A 20,694-nucleotide genomic window follows, 5' to 3' on the forward strand; every position below is an offset into this window, starting at 1 on the left:
TCCTTGACGGCTCCGGCGGGGCCCTCGGTGGCGAGTTTCTTCGCGACGGGGACGGAGGACTCGACGGCGGTCATGGCCTGGTCGGGGATGCCCTTGCGGGTGATGCGGGCGCGGATGTTGGCCCAGGTCAGGCCGAGGAGGGAGCCGATGAGCTGGATGATGCCCTTGAGGTCGAACTTCTGGGGGAGTTCGAGGCCCGCTTTGACCGCGGTGCCCAGCAGCCAGGACACGACACCTGTTTTGAGGTGTTCGGCGACGTTGGTGATGAAGAGGTTGAGGCCGGCGCCGACCGCCCTGACGAAGTTGCCCAGGAAGCCGATGGGGTCCTTGATGATCTTCATGATCGCGGAGGCGGCCTTGGCGAGGATGCCGAGGAGGAGGTTCATCAGCTCCTTGATCGTTTTCACGGCGCCGACGATCAGATCCTTCGCCTTGTCGACGAGGCCCTTGTTGGCTTCCTGGAGTTTCTTGATCTCCTCGTCGACCTTGTTCAAGGCGGCGGTGTATTTGTTGGCCAGGTCCTGGACCAGCTGCTCGGACTTCTCGTTCACCGTGGCTTCGAGGTCGTCGAACTTTCCCGCGAAGTCGGTGGCGGCCTCCTGACCGAACTCGCGCAGGTCTGCGGGGAGTCTGTCGACCTCGGCCTTGAGTTCGGTGCGGCCCTTCGCGATGCGGGCCTTGGCCTTGCCCAGTTCGGTGCCGATGATGTCGGCGACCGACGAGATGACCGTCTGCATCTTCGCCACGTAGAGCTTGCGGGCCTCCTGAAAGAGGTCGTTTGCCTCCTTCGGCATGCCCATCAGCTTGTCCTTGGCCCACTTCGCCGGGCCGAACATGCCTGAGTAGCGCTTGTCCTTGTACTTCTTCATGCGGCGCTTGTGGTCGGCGGTGAACGCGTCCCGGGCCGCCTTCTCGCCCGAGGCGAATGCCTCATCCACCTTCTTGTCCAGCCCGGACAAGGTGGCCTCGACGTCCTTCTTCGTCCCGTCGTAGACCTTCTGGAGCTTCGCCGTGACTTCGGCCCGCTTCTTCTCGTCCTTCGACTTCGTCTCGCCCTTGCCGCCGTCGACCTGCTTGCCCGCCGAAGCCCTGCTCGCCGTCAGGGCGTTCATGGCCTGGGCGCCGGAGGCCGCGGCCCCGGCCTTCGCGGTACTCAGCTGCTGGGCCTCGGCCGCCCTGCCCTTGGCGGGGGCCTTCGCGGAATCGGTCTCGGCGGTCTTCTTCGCCGAGAGCGCCTGGTCGAACTCGGGCTCGTTGCCCTTGGCGAGCTGGTCCTCGGTGACCTCCGCGTCCGCCATCGCCTGGTCGTTGGCGGCCGGGCCCTCGGAGAAGTCCGTCACGGAGGCAGGCTGTTGGGCGGGGATCGCGTCTGCGGCGGACGGGGCACCCGGGTTGGCGGGCGGCTGGTCCGGGGTCATCGGCGTGACGGGCTTGTCCTTGGCCGCCGACGTATCGGGCGGGGCCTTGGTGGCCGTGTCGATGTCCTTGGCCGAGGACTCCTTGCCGTCCTTGACCTTGCCGTCGACCTCGTCCTTGATCCTGTCCGCCTTACCGGACTTGGAGAACTTGTCGGCCTGGTCGAGGTTCTTCGGGGCCTGGGCGTCGATCGCCTTGTTCACCGCGTCGATGAACGCCTGCTTGTTGAACTCACCGGGCTTCGCGGCATTCATCTTCTCCGCGTTCGCCGCCTTGCCCTGCGCCTCCTTGTCGTCCGGCGGCGCCACCGCCGCGTCCTGCGCCGACTTCGACTCGGCGGCGGCGGGAGCGTGATGGGACAGGCGGACCTTCTTCGCCGCCACATCCGCCTTGACCCTGCGGAAACCCGGGGCCTGGGCGGGGGACGGCTTCACCGGGGCCGTGTAGCGCTGGGCGACCAGGCGGGAAACGGCCCTGTTGCCCGCCGTGCGTTGCAGGCGTTGCAGGTTTCGGGGGGCCGGGCGATCGCCCGGTGGGCGCTCCGGCGCGGTCGTCGTACGGGAGACGTCCGTACGCGGGCCACCCGTACGGGAGGAGGCGTCGCCGGCACGGCCGGAGGCGGGGCCCTTCTCCGGAACCTCCCTCATCCGCCCTCCCGGCCGCAGATGTCCCTGTCGGCGTCCCAGGGTGTGCGCGGGGCCCGCGCGATACGCAGGGCAGGAGCACCTCGATCGGGGCAGCGCCCGGCGGCACGTACAGCGCGTGGGCATTGCCTGATCGGGCAGCGGCCGGTGCACGGGCGGGCGGCCGAGTGTCCGTTCCCGGTGATCGCCGCTCTCGCGAGAATTGCGTGCGTTCCCCGGCCAAGGAGAGACTCACATGCCGTCGTACCTGTCCCCGGGCGTCTACGTCGAAGAGATCGAGTCCGGGTCCCGGCCGATCGAAGGGGTGGGCACCTCGGTCGCCGCCTTCGTCGGCTTCGCCCAGAAGGGCCCGTTCGACGAGCCGACGCTGATCACCAACTGGAGCCAGTTCGCCGGCACGTTCGGTGACTTCGTCGACGGTACGTATCTGGCTTCGGCCGTGTACGGGTTCTTCGCCAACGGCGGCGGCGTCTGCTACGTGGTGCGCATCGGTGACGGCACCGAACCTCCGGCCGAGGGGGACGACGAACGGAGCGCCGGGCAGCTGCCCGCGGGGTCGGAGACGCAGCTCGGACCGTACGCGGTGAAGCCCCGCGCCGGTGTGGCGGGCGAGGTCACCGTAGAGGTGACCGAGGCGGAGGGGGACGATCCGCCCTCCGACGTCTTCCAGCTGATCGTGAAGCGGGACGGGCAGGTCGCGGAGACGTACCCGGGTGTCACCACCAAGCGCAGCAAGGAGAACGTCGCCACCCGGGTCAACGCGAAGTCGGAGCTCATCGAGATACGCGAGACGGCCCGCGGTGCCGCCCCGGCCAGACCCGAACCGCAGAGCGTGACCCTGGCCCCCGCCGCGCCCGCGTCGCCCGAGGCCGGGGCGCTGACCCCCGAGCTGTACGTCGGCGACCCCGACCGCCGGACCGGTCTCGGCGGGCTCGAAGCGGTCGAAGAGATCACGACCATCGCCGTACCGGACCTGATGAGCGCGTACGAACGCGGGCTGCTGGACCTGGAGTCGGTCATCGCCGTGCAGCAGGGGCTGATCACCCACTGCGAGTTGATGGGGGACCGCGTCGCCATCCTCGACCCGCCGCCCGGACTCAGCCCGCAGCAGATCCGCGCCTGGCGCACCGGCAGCGCCAACTTCGACTCCAAGTACGCCACGCTCTACTACCCCTGGATCAGGGTCGCCGACCCCTCGTCCGGGCGTGCCCGGCTCGTCCCGCCGAGCGGTCACATCGCCGGGGTCTGGGCCCGCAACGACGAGTCGCGCGGGGTGCACAAGGCCCCGGCCAACGAGGTCGTGCGCGGGGCGGTCGCCCTCCAGACCCAGCTGACCAAGGGCGAACACGACCTGCTCAACCCGATCGGGCTGAACTGCATCCGTGCCTTCCCCGGGCGCGGCATCCGGGTCTGGGGCGCACGCACACTGGCCTCCGACCCCGCCTGGCGCTATCTGAACGTCCGGCGCCTCTTCAACTACCTGGAGGAGTCGATCCTCGCCGGTACGCAGTGGGTCGTCTTCGAGCCGAACGACGACGCCCTGTGGGCCCGTATCCGACGCACCGTATCGGCGTTCCTGGTCAACGAGTGGCGCAAGGGGGCGCTGTTCGGGCTCACCCCGGAAGAGGCGTTCTACGTCAAGTGCGACCGCGAGACCAACCCGCCGGAGAGCATCGAAGCAGGTCAGGTCATCTGCGAGATCGGGGTGGCACCGGTCAGGCCGGCCGAGTTCGTCGTCTTCCGCCTCTCCCAGCTGACCGGGGGCACCGGCGGTGTCGACGAGTAGCGCCGCCGGGCGCCGGGCCGTAGCAGCGCGGCCGTCCTGAGGTCCACCAAGCGGTAAAAGCGGTAAAGGAGCCTGTTGTGCCACTTCCCGATCTCGACAGCACCGTCGGGGCCTCCTTCGGCCTCGAATTCGACAGCGTCGTCATCAAGCAGATCACCGAGGTCAGCGGTCTGAAGATGGAGCAGGACGTCATCGAGCTGAAGCAGAACACCGCCGACGGCCGCTACGCCATCAAGAAGCTCCCGGGCAGGCCGAAGGCCGGTGAGGTGACCGTGACCCGCGGGCTCACCGAGGACAACAGCTTCGAACGGTGGATCAAGGACTCCCGGTTCGGCCGGATGACCGCGGCCCGCCGCAACGGTGCGGTGATCGTGTACGACCACGAGGGCATCGCGATCAAGCGCTACAAGCTCATCAACGCCTGGCCGAAGTCCCTGGAGATCGGCACCCTCAAGGCCGGTGACACCTCGGTCCTGACGGAGAAGCTCGCGATCACCTACGAGAGCATGGAACTCGACTGATGCGGCGTACGGCTCCGGCGGAGGCCCCTGAGCGGCCGGACGCGCACCCCCCGGCCGGTGGGAACGGGAGGTCCGGCCAACGGGAGCCGCTCCGTACCGAGTTCACCTTCGAGCTGCCGCGCGGGTACGTCGACGACGCGGGCGTCGTGCACCATACGGGCACCATGCGGCTCGCGACCGCGCGCGACGAACTCGTGCCGCTGCGGGACGACCGGGTGCGGGAGAACTCCGCGTACCTCTCGGTCGTGCTCATCGCCCGGGTCGTCACCCGGATCGGCACGATCGACGACATCCACCCCGGCATCATCGAGGACCTCTTCGCCTCCGACCTGGCCTTCCTCCAGGACTTCTACCGGCGGATCAACGCCGAGGGGCACACCCGCGCCGCCGTCACCTGTCCGTCCTGCCAGGAGGAGTTCGCGGTGAATCTCGCCGGTGGCCGCCTGGGGGAATCGTGACGTACGCGGCCGACCTGCTCTACGAGGAGGTCGCGTACCTCGCCTATCACTTCCACTGGCCGCTCGATGAGCTGCTGGACCTGGAGCACCCGGAACGACTGAGGTTCGTCGCACAGATCGCTCGCCTCAACGGGCAGTAGCGGACAGCGCAGGGAGGGCGGGAAAATTCATGGGCCTGATGTCCTGGCTGCGCGGTGGCGGGCGCACGGAGACGAGTGCGGGGGCGGAGGCGGGTGCCGCTCCGCCGGCTCCGCCGCGCGAACGGGCCGATCTGTCCGAACTGCCGCCGATCCAGCGGACCCTGGGGACTCAGGGCCTGGTCATCGACCCCTCCGGATTCCAGGGGTCGCTCTCCACCCGGCAGGACACCTCGCTCGGGACACCCCTCGGTCATCTGGTCAGCCCGGACGCGCCCACCGGGCTGGTGCACGGGATCACCGCCCCGGCCGGCCCGGTCACCGCGGACCGTCCGTCGCCGGTGCAGCGGTCCATGGAACGTTCGGCGGAGCTGCCGGTCGGGGGCGGCTCCGTTCCCCTGTCCGTACCTCTGTCCCTGCCTGTGCAGCGTGTCGTTCCGGGTGATGCACCTGCGATGACATCGGCCGGGGAGGAGGCCGTGGCGGAGTTGCCGGTGCGCCAATTGGTCGGCGAGCAACCCCTTGTGGCAGCACCTGAACCGGCTGTGACCAGGCCCGAACCCGGGCCCGCGACGCCGAATCCGACTCCGAATCCGCACCCCCACCCGCATCCGTCCCCGGCCCCGGCCGTTCAGCGATCGGTGGTGCCGCCCGCGCCCGGCCCGGCCCGGCGTGTGCCCGGTCTCGGCGCTCCCATGCCCGCGCTGCCGCCAACGGCACAGCGACAGGCTGCCGTTGAGGGTCCCGGTGCGGAGTCCGGGGGGATTCCGGTCGCCCGGAGCGCGGTGGACGGTGGCGGCGGTCACGTTCCTGAGGCCGCTCAGGTGCCCGTCCCGGAGACGGAGCCCGGCTCCGGTGGGCCCACCGCGCCGCTGCTCGGCGACTCCCCCTTGCTCCCCGCCGCGTCGGACTCCACACCGCCGGGCCCCGCCGCGTCGGACTCCACACCGCCGGGCCCCGCACCGGCGGTGCAGCGGACTCCCGCCGTGCCGTCGCAGGCTCCCCTCGCGCCGCCCCCGAGCACCGACCCGGTCGCACCGCTGCTCGCCGACCGGCCCGTGACGCTGCAGAACGTGAGCGGTGGTGGGCCGGGGGCCGTGCAGCGTTCCGCGGTGGACGGGGTGGTGCCGTCTCCGCCGGCCGGTGCGGGGCCCATGCCGGTGCCCGGTGCGGAGCCGGTGTCCCCGGCCGATGCCGTACCGGTGCGCTGGACGTCCGGTGGAGCGGGTACGCCGTCGATGGCGGCGGTGGCACCGTCCGTACCGGCGGCGCTGCAACGTACCGTCACGGCTCCGGGGCAGGGGACGGGCGCGGCCTCCCCGCCGCTTCCCGCCCTTCAGAGGCAGGCAGCCGGAGGGCCACCGGTGCCCCGTTCGCTGCCGGGATCCGGTAGCGGTACCGCATGGTCCGCCGCCCGCACTTCCTCGGCGTCCGGGCCCTCCTTCACCTCGGCCGGTTCGGTCGCCGTGGCCGCCGGGGTGGCGCAGCGGATGGCCGACGGCAGCGTCGTCTTCGGGTCGCCGCCCCCGCCGTACGCGCCGCCCGCCGTCCAGCGCGAGACCGTGACGGAGGAGCCACCGCCACCGGATCCGCCCGAGGAGGCCGCGTCCGAACCCGGGCCGGAGCCCCGACCGGAACCCCGAGCCGCGACCGGGGAGCACGCCGCACCCGGCGCTCCCGGCCACGGCGCCGCCCCAGGAGGTGCGCCCGTCGTCACCGACGAGCTGGTACGCGCCCTGTACCCGCCGCTCAGCAGGCTCTTCAAGGCGGATCTGCGGCTGGAACGCGAACGGGCGGGATTCCTCATCAACACCAGGCATTGAGGCAACACCAGGCATTGAGGCAACACCAGGCATTGAGGCAACACCAGGCACCGAGGCAGCGCCAAGCACTGAGGCCAACACCAAGCACTGAGGTCGACACCAGGCACTGAGAACGGCAGCGACAACAAGAGAAGCGAGAGGTACGCGCCATGGCCACCGCCCAGGAGAACGATCCCGCCGTCAGTGTCTGCTTCGTCGTCACGATCGACGACATCGAGCTCGGATCGTTCAACACATGCGACGGGCTGGGCTGTGAAGTGGTCCTCGAAACACGGGAGGAGGGCGGCAACAACGGGCATCTGTGGCAGCTGCCGACCCGCCTGAAGTACTCGAACGTCAAGCTGTCCCGGCCGCTCACCAAGGAGACCGAGAAGGTGGCGCGCTGGTTCGCCACCATGACGACCGGGTTCAGCCGCAAGACGGCCCACATCGAGGCGCGGACCGGGGACGGGCAGAAGGTGGCCCAGTGGGGGCTGCTGGAGGTCGTACCGGTCCGCTGGACGGGCCCCTCCTTCACCCCCGAATCGCCCAAGGTCGCGATGGAGACGATCGAGATCGCCCATCACGGCTATGTGATGGAGGGCTGAGCGTCGTGAGCGGTGCGGGTCCCATCGCCTTCAGCGCCGCCGGTACGTCGGGGGCATCGGCCGCGAAGGCCGGCAAGGGAGGTTCGGCCAGGCCCAAGCTGGAGCACGCCTACCTGGAACTGCGGACCCCGCCGACCGGCGGCGGCCTCACCCCCGGCGGCCCGTGCGGGCGGATCGACTTCCAGTTCAACCCCAAGGAGCTCAGCCTCACCAAGGCCGCCTCCTGGAAGCGGAGTCCGGCGAAGGGCGCGAAGAGCTCCGGCCCGCCGGAGTACCAGGGCTCGCAGCCCAGCAAGCTCACCGTGGAGATGTTCTTCGACGCCAGCGACACCCAGGACACCCGTGTGGTGACCTCCGTGGAACAGCTCTTCGCGTGCTGCGTGCCGACCGACGAGACCCGGCAGCAGCAGCGTTCCTCGCCGCCGTGGGTGGTCTTCCACTGGGGCGGGCTGACCGGATTCCCCGGCTACGTCAGTCAAGTGCAGGCGAAATACACCCTGTTCACCACGTCGGGCGTGCCCATCCGGGCCGTGTGCCAGGTGACGATGGAGGAGATCAGCGGTGACACGCCGGGCCAGAACCCGACCTCGGGCGCCCTCGCGGCCCGCCGGGTGCACCGGCTGGGCGCCGGGGACTCGCTGCCCTCGCTCGCCCAGCGCGAGTACGGCGACCCGGCGGCCTGGCGGGTGATCGCGGAGGCGAACGGGATCGACGACCCGATGCGGCTGCCCCCCGGACGGCAACTGCTGCTCCCCGCGCTCGACGAGCTGAGCCGGCTCGAAGAGGGCCGGGACGGAGGGCGGCCCTGATGGCGCAGCCGGGCGTCGCGACGGCGCTGGTGGTGGAGATCGGCGGCGGTCCGCTGCCGCCGAAGTTCGTGAACACCCTGGTCGAGGGGTACGTCGACGACAGCAGGACGCTGCCCGACCTGTTCCTGCTGCGCTTCCGCGACCCGGACCGGGTGCTGCTGGGCCAGACCGGGCTGAAGATCGGCAGCGAGATCAGGCTGCTGGCCCGGGCGGGCGGCGACTCGGCACCGAAACCGCTGCTGAAGGGCGTGGTCACCGCCCTGGAGGTGGAGCTCGACGAGACCGGCACCTTCACCGTCGTACGCGGGCTCGACGAGTCGCACCGGCTGTTCCGAGGCCGCCGGGTGGCCAGCTACCAGAACATGACGCTCGCCGACATCTGCGCCCAGGTCGCCCAGCGCGCCGGACTGAAACCGGGAAAGGTCGACGTGGCCGGTCCCGTGCTCGAACACATCGCCCAGCCCAACGTCACCGACTGGGAGTTCGTCCGGGACCTGGCGGAGGAGGCGGGCGCCCAGGCGTACGTGCTCGACGGACAGCTGCACATCACCCGGCCCGCGGAGGCGAGCGGCGCACCGGACGGCTCGGCGCGCGCCGACCGCAATCCGCTGGTCCTGGAGATGGGCAGCAACCTGCTGCGCTGCCGGGCCGGGGTGTCGTCCGCCGAGCAGGTCTCCGAGGTCGAGGTGCGCGGATGGGACATCAAGACCAAGCAGCCGCTCGTCGGGCGGGCGCCCGCCGGGAAGTCGGCGGCCCTGGAGCTGGGGGTGAGCGCGGCCGAGGTGTCCGCCCCGTTCGGCGAGGCGCGCTTCGTGGTCACGGACACGGCGTACGGGGCGCAGGCCCAGGTGGACCAGGCGGCGAAGGCCCTGGCCGAGCGGATCGCCGGGTCGTTCGCGGAGCTGGAGGCGGTGATCCGGGGGAACCCGGAGGTGCGGGCCGGCAGCGCGGTGGCGCTCAACGCGGTGGGGGCGCCGTTCGAGGGGCGGTACACGGTCACCTCGTCGCGGCATGTCTTCGACCCGGTGCGCGGGTACGAGACCTGGCTCACCGTCTCCGGGCAGCAGGAGCGTTCGCTGTTCGGGCTGACCGGCGGAGGGCCGGGTTCCGGCGGGTCCGGTGCGGGCGGCGCGGGCGGGTCGCGCTGCGCGGGGCTGGTCAGCGGGACGGTCACGGACACCCAGGACCCGGAGGGCTCGGGCCGGGTCAAGGTGCGGTTCCCCTGGCTGTCGGACGAGTACGCGAGCGACTGGGCGCGCACGGCCCAGTCGGGCGGGACGAGCGGCGGCGAGGCGTTCATCCCCGAGGTCGGGGACGAGGTGCTGGTGGGGTTCGAGCACGGGCACCTGGACCGCCCGTACGTCCTCGCCGGTCTGTACAACGGGAAGGACCGGCCGTCGCAGGGCAGTGGCAGTGGCGGCGGGGGCGGAGGCGGCGGGAACGGAGAGTCGTCCCCCTCGGGAACGCCCTCCTCGGGAACGCCCTCCCCGGGAACGCCCGCCCCGGCCACTGCGGGAGGCTCGCTGGTCGACCCGACCAGCGGGGCTGTCAACCGGCGTTCGGTCGCCTCCAAGAGCGGTAACCAGTTGGAGATCCTCGACGAGGCCAACGGGCCGCAGGGCGTACGCCTGCTCACCGGCGACGGAAAGCTGAAGATCGATCTGGACCGCCGGGGCACCGTGATCGTGATCAACAGCGACGGCAGCGTGAACATCGAGGCCAAGCAGCAGGTGTCCATCAAGGCGGCTCGCGGGGTCGCGCTGGACGGCGGTCAGGGAGCGCTCGAACTCAGCGGCGACAGCGTCACGTTGAAGTCCCGCAGCGGAGTGAACGTCGACGGCGGGAACGGCGAGGTCAAGCTCTCCACCGGCGGCACGGTCGACGTCCGGGGCGCCCAGGTCGCGGTCAACGGAACACAGCGCACCGACATCAAGGGCGGCGGCTCCCTCGCCATCAACGCACCCATGGTGAGGATCAACTGACCGCGCGGACGCGCCGATCGAGAGGAACGGACTTCCATGTCAGCAGCCGCACGGGTCGGTGACCCCACCGGACACCCCGGCACGATCGGGCCCCCCGGCGTCCCGACCGTGCTGATCGGCGGGCTCCCCGCCGCCACGGTCGGCACCCCCCACCTGTGCGCGATGCCGCCGCCCGCGGTGCACGCCCCGTCCGTGATCACGCCGCCCGGCAGCACCACGGTGCTGATCGGCGGGCAGCCCGCCGCACGCGTCGGGGACCGGGCCGCGTGCGGCGCACCCATCGTGTCCGGGTGCCCGACGGTACTGATCGGAGGCTGAGCGTCCATGGGGCAGGAGTTCATCGGCGCGGGCTGGGCCTTCCCGCCGCGCACCGACGCCACCGGTTCCATCGCCCTGGTGCGCGGGGAGCACGAGCTGGAGGAGTCGATCCGGCTGATCCTGGCGACGTCACCGGGCGAGCGGCCGATGCGGCCCGAGTTCGGCTGCGCCGTCAACGACTACGTGTTCGCCCCGGCGGACGCCGGTACGGCCGGGCAGCTCGCGTACGAGGTGCGCCTCGCGCTCGACCGGTGGGAGCCCCGGATCGAGGTCACCGAGGTCGTCGTCCGCTTCGACGAGGTGGACAACGGCGTCCTGTACATCGACATCGGCTACACCGTCCGGGGCGCCAACGACCCCCGGAACCTGGTCTTCCCGTTCTATGTGATCCCGCAGCACGAGGAGGTGGACGGCGCGTGACGCTGCCCAGCCCGTATCTGGACGACCGCCGCTTCCAGGGCCTGGTCGACGAGGCGAAACGGCTCGTCCAGCAGCGCTGCCCCGAGTGGTCCGACCACAATGTGTCGGACCCGGGCGTGACCCTCATCGAGGCCTTCGCGACCATGGTCGACCAGCTCGTCTACCGGGTGAACCGGGTTCCGGAGAAGAGCTATCTGACCTTCCTCGACCTGATCGGGGTCCGGCTCCACCAGCCCACGGCCGCCCGCACCGATGTGACGTTCCGGCTCTCCGCGCCGCAGCCGGAACCGGTACGGGTGCGGGCCGGCACGGAGGTCGCGACCGTACGCACGGAGACCGAGGAGGCGGTGGTCTTCACCACCGTCGGCGAACTGTCCATAGTGCCCTGCGAGTTCGCCCACCTCGCCACCTGGCCGACGTCCGGCGACGCCGTGGACCGTACCGAGGAACTCGCGCTCGGCCGGTCCGTGCCCTGCTTCGGCGCCACGCCCGCCCCCGGCGACGCCCTCTACGTGGGGCTGTCCGCGGCCGTCCCGTCGGGGGTGGTCGCGCTGCGGCTGGACTGCGCGGTCGAGGGCGTCGGTGTGGACCCGCTGCGGCCGCCGCTGGTCTGGGAGGCGTGGGACGGCAGCGCCTGGAAGGCCTGCGAGATCGAGAAGGACGACACCGGCGGCTTCAACCGGTCCGGAGAGCTGATCCTGCACCTGCCCCAGGGCCACACGCCCGCCGTCGTCGTACGCCGCACCGGCGGCTGGCTGCGCTGCCGTCTGGTGGAGGCCGCCCCCGGGCAGCCCACCTACATGGCGCCCCCGGTGGTCCGCCGGATCACCGCGTTCACGATCGGCGCGACCGTCGGCGCCGTGCACGCCGAGACGGTGACCGACGAGGTGCTCGGCCCGGCCGAGGGCGTACCCGGCCAGATCTTCACGGTGAGCCGGCCGCCGGTCGTCCCCGGCGACTTCGTCGTGGAGGTCGCGGATCCCGAGGGAGGCCCGCAGGGCACGGAGTGGACCCGGGTCGACGACTTCGCGCACTCGGGACCCGGGGACCGGCACATCACCCTCGACCCCAACTCGGGGCGGGTCGAATTCGGACCGGCGGTGCGGGAGCGCGACGGCTCCATCCGCTACTACGGCGAGGTGCCGCCCAAGGGCGCCACCGTACGCGTGCGCTCGTACCGCACCGGCGGGGGGCTGCGCGGCAATGTGGCCACCTCCACGCTCCGGGTGCTGCGCAGCGCCATCCCGTACGTGGCCCGGGTGGAGAACCGCCGGCCCGCGCTCGGCGGGGTCGACGGCGAGACGGTGGAGAACGCCCGGGTGCGCGGGCCGATGACGCTGCGGACCCTGCGCCGGGCCGTCGTGCCGCACGACTACGAACTGCTCGCCCGGGAGGTCGCACCCGACGCGTCCCGGGTGCAGTGCATCCCGGCCGGCGGGGACTCGGACGTCGAGGCGGGCGGGGTGCGGCTGCTCGTCGTACCGGCCGGGCGCAGCGACGAGCAGGGCCGGATCCGGTTCGACGAGCTGATCCCGCCGCAGCAGACCCTCGCCCTGATCGCGGGCCATCTGGACGAACGAAGGCCCATCGGGGCCCGGTTGGTGGTCGAGCGGCCCTTCTACCAGGGGGTCACCGTGGTCGCCACGGTCCAGGCCCGCCGGGGCGTCGTGCCGGAGCAGGTGCGCGAGGAGGCGCTGACCGCGCTCTACAGCTACTTCAACCCGCTGAGCGGCGGACCGGGCCGCGACGGCTGGCCGTTCGGCCGGCCGATCCAGTCGGGCGAGGCGTTCGCCGTACTGCAACAGGTGCCGGGCGTGGACCTGGTGGAGGACGTACGCCTCTTCCCCGCGGACCCCGTGAACGGGCAGCGCGGCGAACCCACCACCAAGATCGAGCTGGACCGGCACGCGCTGGTCTTCAGCTACGAGCACCAGCTCCGGGTACGGGAGGCCTGACCGCCATGCGCACAGCCGTGACCGGCCTGCCGACCCCGCACCCGCTGATCGAACAGCTCCCGGCGGTCTACCTGGAGCAGGACTTCCTGCGCCGGTTCCTCGCGGCGCTCGACGACGTACTCGCCCCGGTCCTGCTCTCCATCGACAATCTGCCCGCCCACCTCGACCCCCGCAGCGCGCCCGAGGACTTCCTGGCCTGGCTGGCCCAGTGGGTGGCCGTCGACACCCGAGCGGACCACCCGGTCGAGCAGCGGCGCGCGACGGTGCGCGGCGCGGTCGAGCGGCACAGCAGGCGAGGCACCCGGCGCGGCCTCGCGGAGGCGGTGTTCCTGGAGACGGGGATCGAGCCGGACATCGTGGAGAGCGGCGGCACGGCGTGGTCGACGACGCCGCACACCCAGTTCCCGGGCGGCCCGAGGCCATGGGTCACGGTCCGGGTCCGGGCCGCGCAGCCGTACCAGGTCGACCGGGTGCGGCTGGAGGAGCTGATCCGTACGGAGATCCCGGCGCATGTGGGCTTCGACCTGGAGGTCTCGTGATCTGCGAGACGTGCGGCCAGAACAACGCGCCGGGGACACAGTTCTGTACGTCGTGCCAGGCGTTCCTGGAGTGGGAGGCGCCGCAGCGCGGCACCCCGACACCTCCGGCCGCCCCCGAGCCGCAGCCCGTCCCCCAGCCACAGCCGACCCCTCAGCCCCAACCGACTCCCCAGCCCCAGCCGCCTGCTCCCGCCGCCCCGCGTCGCCCCGGCGACGACCGGGACGAGCCGGTCCCGGGGCCCGAGGCGCTGCCCGACGTTCCGCCCGGCCCGGCGAACACACCCCCGGGCCCGCCCCCTGCTCCGCCGATCCGCTGCCCCAACTGCCGTACGGAGAACGCCCCGGACCGCACGCTGTGCATCCGCTGCGCACTGCTCCTGGACCCGGGCCCGCCGCCCGATGTCCGGCCTCCCTGGTGGCGCCGGATCTTCCGGCGGCGACCGCGTCAGGCGCCCACCGCGGGCACCCGGCCGAAGCGCCGGCTGTGGCGCCGCCCCGGTCTGGCGCTGCCGATCGTGCTGATCGTGCTGGCGTGCGGGGTCTGGTTCGCCCTGCCGCACCTGTCCGGCTGGCTCGGCTTCGCCAAGGACGAGACGGGGACGCCGGAGGCGGTGCCGCCCACCCGGTTCCGGGCCTCCAGCAGGGCTCCGGGGCATCCGGCGGGTGCTGCGTTCGACGGCTTCAACAACCGCTACTGGGCGCCCTCGGCCGCCGGGGCCGACACCGGGGTAGGCCAGTACCTGGAGTGCGACTTCGAGCAACCCGTACGGGTGCTGAAGCTGGTCGTCTTCTCGGGTACGTCGACCAAGATGGACGAGTTCCTCACCCAGGCCCGCCCGGCCAGGATCACCGTCCTGCTCACCTCCGCCGACGGCACCGGCGTCAGCAAGAAGCTGCGGGTCAAGGACCAGCCGGGCCAGCAGACCTTCGACCTGCGCGGATCGGAGATCGTCAGGGCCCGGCTCACGACCGACACCACCTACGGAGCGGGCCCCGGCCGCCGGCTGGCCGTCGCCGAGATCGAGTTCTTCGGCCGGAGGTCCTGAGGGGCCCCGGCGGCGAGGGGCCCGGCAGGGAGAGGCCCTGCCGGGAGCTCACTCCGTACGTTTCAGCGCCACCAGGCTGTCCGCCTGCGCGAGGCCGCTCTCCTCGACCACCCCGCGCACGCTCTGCGCCTCGCGCACCGGCGCGAACCGCACCTGCCCGTCGGCGCCGGCGCGGTAGCCGTACACCGCGGGCCGGGGCAGCGAGTTGTACGAGAAGTGCGAGGAGAAGTAGTACGCCCCGGTGTCGTACAGCGCCACCACGTCGCCGGGTTCGACGACGGGGAGTTCGCGCGCGCTCGCGGTGAGGTCCCCGGCGAAGCAGCAGGGGCCCGCGATGTCGACGACCTCGGCCGGGCCCTGCTTGGGACGGCCCGAGGCGTCGAAGACGCCGACGCGCAGCGGCCAGGAGCCGGGCATGAACACGGTACGGGTGGCGACCTGGGCCCCCGCGTGCGTGACCGCGATCCGCCGCCCCCCGGCGGACTTGGTGTACTCGACGACCGTGCCGATCGTTCCGCTCTTGGCGAGCAGGGAGCGGCCGAACTCGGTGACGAGGGTGTAGCGGCCGTCGAAGAGACCCGGCACGGCTCCGCGGAGTCCGGCCACGTAGTCGGCGTACGTGGGCCGGTCGTCCTCGTCGGCGAAGTTGACGGGCAGGCCGCCGCCGATGTCGATCCCGGTGATCTGGGGGCGGCCCAGCCGGGTGTTGATCCGCTCGGCCAGCTCGTACGCCGTGCGGATGCCCTCGGCGACGAGCGGGAGCGGACAGCCCTGGGAACCGACGTGCGCGTGCAGCCGGTCGAGCCAGGGCCGGCGCTCGAAGGCCTCGATCACCGCCTCCTCGGCCCCCGGGTCGCGCAGCGCGACGCCGAACTTCGAGGTCTCGGTCGCGGTGCTCATCGCGCCGATGGCGCCCGCCCCCACCTGCGGGTTGACCCGGAGCCCGATGGGCCCTGCGGCCTCCCGGCCGACCAGCAGCCGGTCCACCCGGGCCATCTCCTGGAAGTTGTCCAGGTTGATCGCGATGCCGTGGGCGAGCGCGAACTCCAGCTCCTGGACCGTCTTCGCGGGGCTGTCGAAGACCAGCCGGTCGTACGCGAACCCGGCCGCGAGGGCCTGCTCCAGCTCTCCGGGCGAGGCGACCTCGCACCCCATCCCCGCGTCCGCCAGCAGCCGCAGCACCGGCACCAGGCCGCACGCCTTCGCGGCGAACGTGTGCCGTACCGGGGCGGGCCCCGCGAACGCCTCGTTCAACGCCTCCACCGCCGCCAGCACACCGTCCACGTCGAGAAGGCCGATCACGGGCGCGTGCGGACCGAGGAGCCCGTCCTCGACGGCGCGCGCCAGCGCCGCCGTGCGGCGGTCACCGCGCTGCCGGGCCACCGAGCCTGAAGTCATGCCAACCACCACAACACCCCTCCGTCTGCCACGCCGTCCTGTACGGACAGCTTCGGCGCGCGGGGGACGGCGCGTCTTCGACCGACACGACGACGCTCGCCCGATTCCTTTGCCGCACCGGACAGCCGAAGGATCAAGGGGCGGCGTTCCCGAACGGTCGACGCCCGACGTTCCCGGGCGGCCTGCGGGCCGCGAGCCGCAGCCCGATCTCCGTGAGCAGCCGCACGGCGGGATCGGCCGGATCGACGCCGAACAGCTCCCGGGCCCGGCGCAGCCGGTACCGCAGGGTGTTGGGGTGCACATTGAGGCGCCGCGCGGCCGTGCCCGTGTCGCAGGAGGCGTCGAGGTAGGCGGCGACCGAATCGCCGTACGCCGAACCGTGCGCCCGGTCGTGCTCCACCATCGCGTGCACCGGCCCCGACAGCGAACCCCACAACGGCTCCACCCGGTCGAGCAGCCGGAGCACCGTCGTCTCGGGGACCACCTCGTCGTACGCCGCGACCGCCGACACCACCTCCCCGGCCGGCCGCCCCCCGGCCCGCTCCCGCAGCACCCGCACCACCAGTTCCGCCGTCTCCCGGGACGCGGGCAGCCCCGTCAACCCGGCCGCCACCGGACCCGCGCCCGCGAGGACCACGCTGCGCGGCACCGAGCGCGCCGTCGCCAGCAGGGTGCGGGCCGGTTCGGTCTCCCCGTCCCCGGCCGGGACCAGGACGTACAGCCGCCGCCCGGACCGCGCGGTCACACACCCGGGCCGGTACGCGGCCGCCTGCAGCGCGAGCACGTCCAGCACCCGCTGCCCGGCGGTGACGGCGGACCCGGCCTGCTCGTCGTGCCCGTCGTCACCGTCGTACGCCTCCGCGACCACCACCGCGTACGGCCGGTCCGCCGCGACCCCGGCCTCGTGGGCGGCCCGGACGTCTCCCTTCAGGAGCGCGTGCACGGCGCCTTCCCGGGCCCGGGCCGCGGCCCGGCCCCAGGTCTGGTGGTGGGACAGATGCGGCACCGCGGCCCGTGCCGCCGTGCGCAGCGCGGCCGTCGCGTCCTCGGCGAGCGGCCGCCCGTCGGCGGCGGCCCAGATGGAGCCGAGCACCTCCGACCCGTGGCGCACGGCGATGGCCAGCCGTTCGGCGTACCGGGCGTCGGCGGGCAGCCGCACCACGCCGTCGGTGCTCCACAGGGTCTGGAAGAAGCCGCTCTCGCGGAGCTCGACGACCCGCCAGCGGGGGACCTCCTGGCCCAGGATCGTCAGCCGGCGCATCGGATCGGGTTCGTGGTCCAGGCGTGAGTAGGCCAGCACCCGTGACTGCGGGTCCTCGATGGTGATGGCTCCGCCGACCAGGTCCGCCACCGTATTGGCCAGCCCGGACAGGTCGCCGAGCCGCAGCCCCGCCACCCCGGCCGGCCCGTCGGCCCCGGCCGGGGCGCTGTGCGCCAGAGCGGTCCGCAGGCCGCCGAGCACCTCCGTCCAGCCCTGCCCCGGCCGCCGGGTCAGCAGTGCCGTACACCCCCGGCCCGCCGCCTCCACCAGCGCCGCCCGCGGCCCCCGGCCGCCCCGCCGCATCACCACGGCGGCGGCCCCGGCCCGGTCGGCGGCGCACAGCACATCGACGGCCTCGGGCGAGGCGACCTCCACGCCGACCACGAGCAGGATCAGCCCGGTTGCCGACCAGGTGCCGTCGTCCCGCTCCTCGCCGGGGTCGTGCAGCGCCACACCTGCCACCGGCACGGCGGTACCGCGCGGGGCCGCGACGACATCGAGCATCCCGGGGGCGATCAGATCGAGGATCTGCTCCAGCGAGGGGCCGGTGTCGCGCCGGCCCGGTTCGTGCGTCGGCATCCGCCCATCATGGTCCGGGTCCGCCCGTCATGGCCGGCATCCGCCCGTCATGGCCCGGACCCACCGGCTTCAGGGACGTGGACGGAGTCCGTCGAAGGCGACGTTCAGATGACGGGGTCCGCGCAGCACGGCGTTCTGCCGGTACGGGGGCGGGTCCTCCACCAGGCGCGGGCCGTCGAGTCTGCGGGCGAGTTCGGTCAGGGCGAGTTGTGCCTCCAGCCGGGCCAGGGGCGCACCGAAGCAGTTGTGGATGCCGCTGCCGAAGCCGAGGTGCTGGATGTCCTGCCGGTCGGGGTCGAAGCGGTCGGGATCGGGGAACCGTTTCGGGTCCCGGTTGCCGGAGGCCAGGACGAGCCAGAGGGAGGCGCCCTTGGGGATGGTGGTGCCGGCGATGTCGATGTCCGCGAGGGTGGTGCGCTGCGGGAGCAGCTGCACGGGCGGCTCGAAGCGCAGCAGCTCCTCGATGAGCGGGACGGCCAACCGGGAGTCGTCGCGCAGCCGTTCGAGGACCTCGGGGTTGCGCAGCAGCGTGAGCATCCCGTTGGTGATGAGGTTGACCGTGGTCTCGTGACCGGCGATCAGGAGCAGGGCGGCGGTGCTGAGCACTTCCATCCGGGTCATCTGCCCGTCCGGGCCGTGCTGGGTGACCAGCTCGGACAGCATGTCGTCGCCGGGCGCCCCGCTGCGTTCGTCGATGAGCCCGGACAGGTACGTCCCGAGCTCGGTGCGGGCCTGCTGGGTGGCGCGGCGCCGCTCGCCGGGGTCCTGGCCGGGGTCCGGGTCGAGGCCGGCGGCGATGGTGTCGGCCCAGGTGTGGAAGAGCGCCTCGTCCTCGCGCGGAACGCCCAGCAGCCGGCAGATCACGGTGACGGGGAAGGGGTACGAGAAGTCGTCGACGATGTCGACCTCCTTCCGGTCCCCGAAGCCGTCGATGAGGTCGCCGACGATGTGGGCCAGCTCGCCGCGCATGTTGTGGACGCGCCGGGGTGTTTCCGGCGGCCCGAACGGGCGCATCGTCATCCGGCGCAGCCGGTCGTGCTCGGGAGGGTCCAGCCGCAGGAAGGCGGGCGGCAGCGGCGAGGCCTCCTCCTCCTGGAGCAGGGTGCCCGCGGCGCTGGGGGAGAGGTTGCGGGCGTCCGAGCTGACCCGGGGATCGTGCAGCAGGCTCTTGATCTCCCAGTACGTGCTGACAACGAAGAGCTCGTCCCCCTCCTGGCGCACCGGCTCCCTGCGGAGCTCGGCGTACAGCGGGTACGGGTCGGCACGGTTGGAGTAGTCGATGATCTGCCGCAGGAGCGTGTCTTGCGTCATGGTGGCGGGGTCCTTGCTGGGGGTCAGGGCCGGGCGGGGGAGAAGGTGATCCGCTGGTCGGTCGGTGAGTAGCCGCTGACCGTGACGGACGGCCCATGGGTGGGCAGGGAGGGGTCCGGGAAGTCGGCCGGGACCGGTTGCAGACCTTCGGGGCGGCGGTCCACCGAGGAGTACTCGGGCGGGAACGGGGCGGCCGATTCGATCTGCCGCTGGTAGAACTCCAGCCACTTCGTCTGGTCGAAGGAGACCGCGGCGATGACCCGGCCCTGGTACCCGTACACACCGGTGAAGCGGTGCTCGGCGAGCGAGCCCTGGGCGACGATGACCTCCTCGCCCAGCGAGGGGACGCCGACCGACTTGATGTTGACCCCGAACTGGGAGGACCAGAAGGCCGGCACCCACAGATGCGGGCGGCGCTCGGAACTGCTGCTGATCATGTTGTGCGCCGCGGTCTCGGCCTGCGCCACGGCGTTGCCCCAGTGCTCCAGGGAGAGGAACTGGTACCCGAAGATCGCGTGCGGGGACCTGGCGACGTCACCGGCCACGAAGACGTCGTCGGTCACGATGCCGCGGACGTCGAAGGCCCGGCATCCCGCGTCGCAGGCGATCCCGCGCGGGCCGGCGCCGAGCCCGGACCCGGCCAGCCACTCCGTGTTCCGGGTCGCGCCGAGCGAGACGACGGCGACATCCGTGTCGAGGGCGGTGCCGTCGGACAGATGGGCGCGCCGCAGCCGCCCCGCCGAGTCGCCCTCCAGGCCGGTGACCATGATCCCGCAGCGCAGGTCCACCCCGTGCTCGCGCTGCAGCTCCGCGGCCACCTGGCCGATCACCCCGCCGAGCGCGCCGACGAGGGGCGCCGCGCCGCGTTCGGCGACGGTCACCGGCAGCCCGCGCTCACGGCAGGCCGAAGCGATCTCCGAGCCGGTGAAGCCCGCGCCGATGACGAGCACCCGGTGCGGCGACGCGGCCAGCCGCCGCTGGAGCCGGGCCGCGTCGTCGCGGGTGCGCAGCACGAAGACCCCGTCCAGCTCGGCCTCCGTCGGATGCGGCCACGGCCGGGCGCGTACACCGGTGGCGATCAGCAGCCGGTCGTACTCCACCTCGTCCCCGTCGGCCAGCCGCACCCGCCGGGCCGCCATGTCCAGCCCGGTGGCGGCGGCTCCGAGCCGCCACTCGGCGTCGAGCCCGCGCATCCTGGGCAGTTCGGTGCGGTCGGCGGAGGCGTGGCCCAGCAGGACCTGCTTGGAGAGCGGCGGACGGTCGTACGGCTCGTGGGGCTCGTCGCCGATCAGCGTGAGCGAACCGGTGAAGCCCTCCTTCCGCAGCGTCTCCGCGGCCCGCAGGCCCGCCAGGGAGGCGCCGACGATCACGATCCGTCCCTCGCGCCTCAGCTGCTCCAGAGCACCGTCAGCGGACATGGGACAGCTCCTCTCCCGCCGCGTCCGCTGCCCCGTCCGGGTCCTCCACCAGGATGGCCCGCACCGGACACGCGGTGGCGGCACGCAGCACCTGCTCGCGCTGCGCCGCCTCGGCGTGCGGGTTGTACAGCAGGGATTCCTCGCCGTGCATGGCGAAGACATCGGGCGCCAGGAACGCGCACTGTGCGTACCCCTGACACCGGTTGAGATCGACGACAAGCCTCATCAAGGGGCCGCCCTTCCAGTAGTACCCCCGCCTCAGCGTGCGAGGACCGTTCCGGATCCG

General features: G+C 72.4%; 18 protein-coding genes and 1 pseudogene. 13 read left to right on the top strand and 6 right to left on the bottom strand.

The features are described from left to right. Window positions 1-2,063, bottom strand: a pseudogene (locus ACWCPY_RS37935) (hypothetical protein); the annotation flags it as partial. 232 nt (window positions 2,064-2,295) lie between these two features. Between ACWCPY_RS37935 and ACWCPY_RS37940 the strand changes: the two are divergent. The 13 genes from ACWCPY_RS37940 to ACWCPY_RS38000 all read left to right on the top strand — a co-directional run bounded on the left by ACWCPY_RS37940 (window position 2,296) and on the right by ACWCPY_RS38000 (window position 14,441). Next, window positions 2,296-3,846, top strand: a complete 1,551-nt coding sequence (locus ACWCPY_RS37940) for a phage tail sheath family protein (RefSeq protein WP_451272928.1) — start codon at window positions 2,296-2,298, stop codon at window positions 3,844-3,846. Between the two features lie 77 nt (window positions 3,847-3,923). Then, window positions 3,924-4,367 carry a phage tail protein gene (locus ACWCPY_RS37945; protein WP_072488539.1) on the top strand — a complete coding sequence of 148 codons (444 nt, stop codon included), beginning with the start codon at window positions 3,924-3,926 and terminating at the stop codon, window positions 4,365-4,367. Then, window positions 4,367-4,825: a hypothetical protein gene (locus ACWCPY_RS37950; protein WP_451272931.1), complete on the top strand. Its 459-nt coding sequence runs from the start codon at window positions 4,367-4,369 to the stop codon at window positions 4,823-4,825. The genes ACWCPY_RS37945 and ACWCPY_RS37950 overlap by 1 nt, the downstream gene beginning before the upstream one ends. Then, on the top strand, window positions 4,822-4,965 hold the full coding sequence (locus ACWCPY_RS37955; protein WP_093896703.1) for a DUF6760 family protein: 144 nt from the start codon (window positions 4,822-4,824) through the stop codon (window positions 4,963-4,965). The genes ACWCPY_RS37950 and ACWCPY_RS37955 overlap by 4 nt, the downstream gene beginning before the upstream one ends. Before the next feature lie 29 nt (window positions 4,966-4,994). Beyond that, window positions 4,995-6,785, top strand: coding sequence for a hypothetical protein (locus ACWCPY_RS37960; RefSeq protein WP_451272933.1), 1,791 nt, complete (start codon window positions 4,995-4,997; stop codon window positions 6,783-6,785). Between the two features lie 149 nt (window positions 6,786-6,934). Continuing rightward, window positions 6,935-7,372 carry a phage tail protein gene (locus tag ACWCPY_RS37965; RefSeq protein WP_072488542.1) on the top strand — a complete coding sequence of 146 codons (438 nt, stop codon included), beginning with the start codon at window positions 6,935-6,937 and terminating at the stop codon, window positions 7,370-7,372. A gap of 5 nt (window positions 7,373-7,377) precedes the next feature. Continuing rightward, entirely contained in the window at window positions 7,378-8,181 is an 804-nt protein-coding gene (locus ACWCPY_RS37970) for a CIS tube protein (RefSeq protein WP_451272936.1), read from the top strand. Continuing rightward, entirely contained in the window at window positions 8,181-10,163 is a 1,983-nt protein-coding gene (locus ACWCPY_RS37975) for a VgrG-related protein (protein WP_451272938.1), read from the top strand. The genes ACWCPY_RS37970 and ACWCPY_RS37975 overlap by 1 nt, the downstream gene beginning before the upstream one ends. A gap of 36 nt (window positions 10,164-10,199) precedes the next feature. Then, window positions 10,200-10,481 (top strand): PAAR domain-containing protein, encoded by a 282-nt coding sequence (locus ACWCPY_RS37980; protein ID WP_451272940.1) that lies wholly within the window; start codon window positions 10,200-10,202, stop codon window positions 10,479-10,481. 6 nt (window positions 10,482-10,487) lie between these two features. Beyond that, window positions 10,488-10,901, top strand: a complete 414-nt coding sequence (locus tag ACWCPY_RS37985; protein WP_072488546.1) for a GPW/gp25 family protein — start codon at window positions 10,488-10,490, stop codon at window positions 10,899-10,901. Continuing rightward, a complete protein-coding gene (locus tag ACWCPY_RS37990) occupies window positions 10,898-12,856 on the top strand; it encodes a putative baseplate assembly protein (RefSeq protein WP_451272942.1) in 1,959 nt (652 codons plus the stop codon). Before ACWCPY_RS37985 ends, ACWCPY_RS37990 begins: the two co-directional genes overlap by 4 nt. A gap of 5 nt (window positions 12,857-12,861) precedes the next feature. After that, window positions 12,862-13,395, top strand: a complete 534-nt coding sequence (locus ACWCPY_RS37995; RefSeq protein WP_451272944.1) for a phage tail protein — start codon at window positions 12,862-12,864, stop codon at window positions 13,393-13,395. Further along, complete coding sequence (locus ACWCPY_RS38000) at window positions 13,392-14,441, top strand: discoidin domain-containing protein (RefSeq protein ID WP_451272946.1); 1,050 nt, start codon at window positions 13,392-13,394, stop codon at window positions 14,439-14,441. Before ACWCPY_RS37995 ends, ACWCPY_RS38000 begins: the two co-directional genes overlap by 4 nt. Before the next feature lie 48 nt (window positions 14,442-14,489). Here the strand turns inward: ACWCPY_RS38000 and ACWCPY_RS38005 are convergent, their stop codons facing one another. From ACWCPY_RS38005 to ACWCPY_RS38025, 5 genes are all read right to left on the bottom strand, one after another. Next, window positions 14,490-15,839: a diaminopimelate decarboxylase gene (locus ACWCPY_RS38005; protein ID WP_451272948.1), complete on the bottom strand. Its 1,350-nt coding sequence runs from the start codon at window positions 15,837-15,839 to the stop codon at window positions 14,490-14,492. Between the two features lie 133 nt (window positions 15,840-15,972). Beyond that, window positions 15,973-17,679, bottom strand: coding sequence for a PucR family transcriptional regulator (locus ACWCPY_RS38010; RefSeq protein ID WP_451272950.1), 1,707 nt, complete (start codon window positions 17,677-17,679; stop codon window positions 15,973-15,975). 69 nt (window positions 17,680-17,748) lie between these two features. Further along, the gene (locus ACWCPY_RS38015; RefSeq protein ID WP_451272952.1) at window positions 17,749-18,990 is read right to left on the bottom strand and encodes a cytochrome P450; all 1,242 of its coding nucleotides are present in this window, start codon (window positions 18,988-18,990) and stop codon (window positions 17,749-17,751) included. Between the two features lie 23 nt (window positions 18,991-19,013). Further along, complete coding sequence (locus tag ACWCPY_RS38020) at window positions 19,014-20,408, bottom strand: NAD(P)/FAD-dependent oxidoreductase (protein WP_451272954.1); 1,395 nt, start codon at window positions 20,406-20,408, stop codon at window positions 19,014-19,016. After that, window positions 20,398-20,634 carry a ferredoxin gene (locus tag ACWCPY_RS38025; protein ID WP_451272956.1) on the bottom strand — a complete coding sequence of 79 codons (237 nt, stop codon included), beginning with the start codon at window positions 20,632-20,634 and terminating at the stop codon, window positions 20,398-20,400. Before ACWCPY_RS38025 ends, ACWCPY_RS38020 begins: the two co-directional genes overlap by 11 nt. Window positions 20,635-20,694 lie beyond the last annotated feature (60 nt).

It is taken from the genome of Streptomyces sp. NPDC002403, from assembly GCF_053593015.1.

Excerpts from the sequence above, each read along its gene's own strand:
- ACWCPY_RS37995 (WP_451272944.1), top strand. The coding sequence starts at position 12,862 with ATGCGCACAGCCGTGACCGGCCTGCCGACCCCGCACCCGCTGATCGAA.
- ACWCPY_RS38025 (WP_451272956.1), bottom strand. The coding sequence starts at position 20,634 with ATGAGGCTTGTCGTCGATCTCAACCGGTGTCAGGGGTACGCACAGTGC.
- ACWCPY_RS37940 (WP_451272928.1), top strand. The coding sequence starts at position 2,296 with ATGCCGTCGTACCTGTCCCCGGGCGTCTACGTCGAAGAGATCGAGTCC.
- ACWCPY_RS38010 (WP_451272950.1), bottom strand. The coding sequence starts at position 17,679 with ATGCCGACGCACGAACCGGGCCGGCGCGACACCGGCCCCTCGCTGGAG.
- ACWCPY_RS37960 (WP_451272933.1), top strand. The coding sequence starts at position 4,995 with ATGGGCCTGATGTCCTGGCTGCGCGGTGGCGGGCGCACGGAGACGAGT.
- ACWCPY_RS38005 (WP_451272948.1), bottom strand. The coding sequence starts at position 15,839 with ATGACTTCAGGCTCGGTGGCCCGGCAGCGCGGTGACCGCCGCACGGCG.
- ACWCPY_RS37980 (WP_451272940.1), top strand. The coding sequence starts at position 10,200 with ATGTCAGCAGCCGCACGGGTCGGTGACCCCACCGGACACCCCGGCACG.
- ACWCPY_RS38015 (WP_451272952.1), bottom strand. The coding sequence starts at position 18,990 with ATGACGCAAGACACGCTCCTGCGGCAGATCATCGACTACTCCAACCGT.
- ACWCPY_RS38020 (WP_451272954.1), bottom strand. The coding sequence starts at position 20,408 with ATGTCCGCTGACGGTGCTCTGGAGCAGCTGAGGCGCGAGGGACGGATC.
- ACWCPY_RS37975 (WP_451272938.1), top strand. The coding sequence starts at position 8,181 with ATGGCGCAGCCGGGCGTCGCGACGGCGCTGGTGGTGGAGATCGGCGGC.
- ACWCPY_RS37950 (WP_451272931.1), top strand. The coding sequence starts at position 4,367 with ATGCGGCGTACGGCTCCGGCGGAGGCCCCTGAGCGGCCGGACGCGCAC.
- ACWCPY_RS37985 (WP_072488546.1), top strand. The coding sequence starts at position 10,488 with ATGGGGCAGGAGTTCATCGGCGCGGGCTGGGCCTTCCCGCCGCGCACC.
- ACWCPY_RS37965 (WP_072488542.1), top strand. The coding sequence starts at position 6,935 with ATGGCCACCGCCCAGGAGAACGATCCCGCCGTCAGTGTCTGCTTCGTC.